Source organism: Polaromonas sp. CG_9.5, from assembly GCF_035984465.1.
Taxonomy (GTDB): domain Bacteria; phylum Pseudomonadota; class Gammaproteobacteria; order Burkholderiales; family Burkholderiaceae_C; genus Polaromonas.
Genome location: NZ_JAXCHR010000049.1, coordinates 1 through 5,731, shown reverse-complemented (window position 1 = coordinate 5,731; position 5,731 = coordinate 1). Strand labels below are relative to the sequence as shown.

The 5,731-nt window shown below is 49.6% G+C and carries 2 tRNA genes and 3 rRNA genes; all 5 read left to right on the top strand.

The features are described from left to right. Positions 1 to 322 precede the first annotated feature (322 nt). Positions 323 to 1,859, top strand: a 16S ribosomal RNA gene (locus tag RCH06_RS17570). Positions 1,860 to 1,989: 130 nt separating this feature from the next. Further along, positions 1,990 to 2,066, top strand: a tRNA-Ile gene (locus RCH06_RS17565). Positions 2,067 to 2,111: 45 nt separating this feature from the next. After that, positions 2,112 to 2,187: transfer RNA gene (locus tag RCH06_RS17560), tRNA-Ala, on the top strand. A gap of 366 nt (positions 2,188 to 2,553) precedes the next feature. Further along, positions 2,554 to 5,436, top strand: a 23S ribosomal RNA gene (locus RCH06_RS17555). Between the two features lie 166 nt (positions 5,437 to 5,602). Then, positions 5,603 to 5,715: ribosomal RNA gene (gene rrf, locus RCH06_RS17550) — 5S ribosomal RNA — on the top strand. The 16S, 23S and 5S rRNA genes sit together here with 2 tRNA genes alongside, the layout of an rRNA operon. The last annotated feature ends 16 nt before the right edge of the window (positions 5,716 to 5,731 follow it).

Genomic DNA, 5,731 nt, shown 5'->3' with positions numbered 1-5,731 from the left:
AAAAACTTCGAATTAAATTTCAACTGGACTTAAAAATCCGGTATATAATTTGAGGCTCAGCTGATTACAGCGAACGACGCCAAGCAAGACAGTCAACCTGTTGAGTGAGGTGTCAGGATCATTAAAAATTTACAGCCGATAAGTATGGGCGTTTGAAGGCGAAAAGCCAGGTCACTTGTGACCAGGTCTTTTGGACCTTAAACGCTCATGGAGATAGAAAAAGAGAAATCGTCAAGATTTCTCTTCAATTCCGTTTTTATGAGTTTTCTTCATGTGTTTGACTTAGGTTGGACGCGTGGAGTTGAAAATTATTGCAGTGATTAAACTATAGAGTTTGATCCTGGCTCAGATTGAACGCTGGCGGCATGCCTTACACATGCAAGTCGAACGGCAGCACGGGAGCAATCCTGGTGGCGAGTGGCGAACGGGTGAGTAATATATCGGAACGTGCCCAGTCGTGGGGGATAACGTAGAGAAATTTACGCTAATACCGCATACGATCTAAGGATGAAAGCGGGGGACCTTCGGGCCTCGCGCGATTGGAGCGGCTGATATCAGATTAGGTTGTTGGTGAGGTAAAAGCTCACCAAGCCGACGATCTGTAGCTGGTTTGAGAGAACGACCAGCCACACTGGGACTGAGACACGGCCCAGACTCCTACGGGAGGCAGCAGTGGGGAATTTTGGACAATGGGCGAAAGCCTGATCCAGCAATGCCGCGTGCAGGAAGAAGGCCTTCGGGTTGTAAACTGCTTTTGTACGGAACGAAAAGGTCTGCCCTAATACGGCGGGCCCATGACGGTACCGTAAGAATAAGCACCGGCTAACTACGTGCCAGCAGCCGCGGTAATACGTAGGGTGCGAGCGTTAATCGGAATTACTGGGCGTAAAGCGTGCGCAGGCGGTGATGTAAGACAGTTGTGAAATCCCCGGGCTCAACCTGGGAATTGCATCTGTGACTGCATCGCTAGAGTACGGTAGAGGGGGATGGAATTCCGCGTGTAGCAGTGAAATGCGTAGATATGCGGAGGAACACCGATGGCGAAGGCAATCCCCTGGACCTGTACTGACGCTCATGCACGAAAGCGTGGGGAGCAAACAGGATTAGATACCCTGGTAGTCCACGCCCTAAACGATGTCAACTGGTTGTTGGGTGCATTAGTACTCAGTAACGAAGCTAACGCGTGAAGTTGACCGCCTGGGGAGTACGGCCGCAAGGTTGAAACTCAAAGGAATTGACGGGGACCCGCACAAGCGGTGGATGATGTGGTTTAATTCGATGCAACGCGAAAAACCTTACCTACCTTTGACATGTACGGAACTCGCCAGAGATGGCTTGGTGCTCGAAAGAGAGCCGTAACACAGGTGCTGCATGGCTGTCGTCAGCTCGTGTCGTGAGATGTTGGGTTAAGTCCCGCAACGAGCGCAACCCTTGTCATTAGTTGCTACATTTAGTTGGGCACTCTAATGAGACTGCCGGTGACAAACCGGAGGAAGGTGGGGATGACGTCAAGTCCTCATGGCCCTTATAGGTAGGGCTACACACGTCATACAATGGATGGTACAAAGGGTCGCCAACCCGCGAGGGGGAGCCAATCCCATAAAGCCATTCGTAGTCCGGATCGCAGTCTGCAACTCGACTGCGTGAAGTCGGAATCGCTAGTAATCGTGGATCAGAATGTCACGGTGAATACGTTCCCGGGTCTTGTACACACCGCCCGTCACACCATGGGAGCGGGTTCTGCCAGAAGTAGTTAGCCTAACCTGCAAAGGAGGGCGATTACCACGGCAGGGTTCGTGACTGGGGTGAAGTCGTAACAAGGTAGCCGTATCGGAAGGTGCGGCTGGATCACCTCCTTTCTGGAAATAAAGCAATTCGTTCTTCTTACGCCCATTCTTATCGGCTGTTGTTTATAACAACAGCAATAGCGCTTGTTTGGTTTTACTATCTGATTGGTGCCGCTCTTTAGGATTCTTTTGTGAATTCAAAGGGTCTGTAGCTCAGCTGGTTAGAGCACTGTGTTGATAACGCAGGGGTCGTTGGTTCGAGTCCAACCAGACCCACCAAATTAGGTTTGAGGAATTCAGGGAATTTTGGAATAATTTGATCCTGGGGGATTAGCTCAGCTGGGAGAGCACCTGCTTTGCAAGCAGGGGGTCGTCGGTTCGATCCCGTCATCCTCCACCATTTATAGTTCTCGTTCATACGACTTAAGCAGAGCGCATAAAAATTCATTAATGCAAAGCATCCTCTTGGAGGGTTCTTTGTGTTGATTGATTAAATTCAATTAATTATTGGCTGTTCTTTAAAAATTTATAGAGTTAAATCAGCGCTGCTAGCGGAAACTGCACATTCGTAAAGGTTTGGTGTAGACCGTGCCGCTAGTGGCAATTTAGATAAATTTTTTGATTGCGTCAAAAGAAACTTTTAATTTCGAGCCTGAGTTCAGAGTAATTTGAATTTGGAACGATATTGGAAGATACGGCATAACGCGTCAGGTGAAAGACCTGACAGACATTCCTTGAAAATAACGGCGAGAAATCAAAGTTATAGGGTCAAGTGAATAAGAGCACATGGTGGATGCCTTGGCAATGATAGGCGACGAAAGACGTGATAGCCTGCGATAAGCTTCGGGGAGCTGGCAAATTAGCTTTGATCCGGAGATTTCTGAATGGGGGAACCCACCTAGCAATAGGTATCTTTAACTGAATACATAGGTTATTGAGGCGAACCGGGTGAACTGAAACATCTCAGTAGCTCGAGGAAAAGACATCAACCGAGATTCCGAAAGTAGTGGCGAGCGAAATCGGAAAAGCCTGCAAGTGATATCAGGACTCTTAGCAAGACAGCATGGAAAGGCTGGCCATAGTGGGTGATAGCCCCGTATGCAAAAAGAGACCTGTGGTACTAAGCTTGCGAAAAGTAGGGCGGGACACGAGAAATCCTGTCTGAATATGGGGGGACCATCCTCCAAGGCTAAATACTCATCATTGACCGATAGTGAACTAGTACCGTGAGGGAAAGGCGAAAAGAACCCCGGGAGGGGAGTGAAATAGATCCTGAAACCGTGTGCTTACAAAAAGTAGGAGCCTCGAAAGGGGTGACTGCGTACCTTTTGTATAATGGGTCAGCGACTTACATTCAGTGGCAAGGTTAACCGAATAGGGAAGCCGTAGAGAAATCGAGTCCGAATAGGGCGTCTAGTCGCTGGGTGTAGACCCGAAACCAAGTGAGCTATCCATGGCCAGGATGAAGGTGCAGTAACATGCACTGGAGGTCCGAACCCACTAGTGTTGCAAAACTAGGGGATGAGCTGTGGATAGGGGTGAAAGGCTAAACAAACTTGGAAATAGCTGGTTCTCTCCGAAAACTATTTAGGTAGTGCCTCAAGTATTACCATCGGGGGTAGAGCACTGTTTTGGCTAGGGGGTCATGGCGACTTACCAAACCAAGGCAAACTCCGAATACCGATGAGTACAGCTTGGGAGACAGAGCACCGGGTGCTAACGTCCGGACTCAAGAGGGAAACAACCCAGACCGCCAGCTAAGGTCCCTAAAATTGGCTAAGTGGGAAACGAAGTGGGAAGGCTATAACAGTCAGGATGTTGGCTTAGAAGCAGCCATCATTTAAAGAAAGCGTAATAGCTCACTGATCGAGTCGTCCTGCGCGGAAGATGTAACGGGGCTAAGCCAGTTACCGAAGCTGCGGATGTGCAATTTATTGCACGTGGTAGGAGAGCGTTCTGTAAGCCTGTGAAGGTGGCGGTGTAAACCCTGCTGGAGGTATCAGAAGTGCGAATGCTGACATGAGTAGCGTTAAAGGGGGTGAAAAGCCCCCTCGCCGTAAGCGCAAGGTTTTCTACGCAACGTTCATCGGCGTAGAGTGAGTCGGCCCCTAAGGCGAGGCAGAGATGCGTAGCTGATGGGAAACAGGTCAATATTCCTGTACCGATGTGTAGTGCGATGTGGGGACGGAGAAGGTTAGCTCAGCCAACTGTTGGATATGTTGGTTCAAGCCTGTAGTCGTGCCTGGTAGGTAAATCCGCCGGGCTTAGATGAGGGGTGATAACGAGTCTGCTTGCAGACGAAGTGAGTGATACCCTGCTTCCAGGAAAAGCCACTAAGCTTCAGCTACACACGACCGTACCGCAAACCGACACTGGTGCGCGAGATGAGTATTCTAAGGCGCTTGAGAGAACTCAGGAGAAGGAACTCGGCAAATTGACACCGTAACTTCGGAAGAAGGTGTGCCTTTAGTAGGTGAAGGGATTTACTCCTGGAGCCCAATGAGGTTGCAAAAAATCGGTGGCTGCGACTGTTTATTAAAAACACAGCACTCTGCTAAGACGAAAGTCGACGTATAGGGTGTGACGCCTGCCCGGTGCTGGAAGATTAAATGATGGGGTGCAAGCTCTTGATTGAAGTCCCAGTAAACGGCGGCCGTAACTATAACGGTCCTAAGGTAGCGAAATTCCTTGTCGGGTAAGTTCCGACCTGCACGAATGGCGTAACGATGGCCACACTGTCTCCTCCTGAGACTCAGCGAAGTTGAAATGTTTGTGATGATGCAATCTCCCCGCGGAAAGACGGAAAGACCCCATGAACCTTTACTGTAGCTTTGTATTGGATTTTGAACAGACCTGTGTAGGATAGGTGGGAGGCTTTGAAGCCGGAACGCTAGTTTCGGTGGAGCCAACGTTGAAATACCACCCTGGTGTGTTTGAGGTTCTAACCTTGGTCCGTTATCCGGATCGGGGACAGTGCATGGTAGGCAGTTTGACTGGGGCGGTCTCCTCCCAAAGTGTAACGGAGGAGTTCGAAGGTACGCTAGTTACGGTCGGACATCGTGACGATAGTGCAATGGCATAAGCGTGCTTAACTGCGAGACTGACAAGTCGAGCAGATGCGAAAGCAGGACATAGTGATCCGGTGGTTCTGTATGGAAGGGCCATCGCTCAACGGATAAAAGGTACTCTGGGGATAACAGGCTGATACCGCCCAAGAGTTCATATCGACGGCGGTGTTTGGCACCTCGATGTCGGCTCATCTCATCCTGGGGCTGTAGCCGGTCCCAAGGGTATGGCTGTTCGCCATTTAAAGAGGTACGTGAGCTGGGTTTAAAACGTCGTGAGACAGTTTGGTCCCTATCTTCCGTGGGCGCTGCAGATTTGAGGAAGCCTGCTCCTAGTACGAGAGGACCGGAGTGGACGAACCTCTGGTGTACCGGTTGTCACGCCAGTGGCATTGCCGGGTAGCTAAGTTCGGAAGAGATAACCGCTGAAAGCATCTAAGCGGGAAACTCGTTTCAAGATTAGATCTGCCGGGGCCTTGAGCCCCCTGAAGAGTCGTTCAAGACCAGGACGTTGATAGGCTGGGTGTGGAAGCGCAGTAATGCGTTAAGCTAACCAGTACTAATTGCTCGTGAGGCTTGACCCTATAACTTTGACCGTCTCTATCAAGACGTGTTCAAGGATTGTTATGCCAAGAATGACGCACTCAAAAGACGCATCCGTCAAAAGATGTGCAACAATCTAAATTACAAGCTGATTTACTCTATGAATTTGACTATCTGTTCCATGAACAGCTGGTCACACAAGTTTTGCCTGATGACCATAGCAAGTTGGTACCACTCCTTCCCATCCCGAACAGGACAGTGAAACGACTTCGCGCCGATGATAGTGCGGATTCCCGTGTGAAAGTAGGTCATCGTCAGGCTCTATAGCACTGAAAT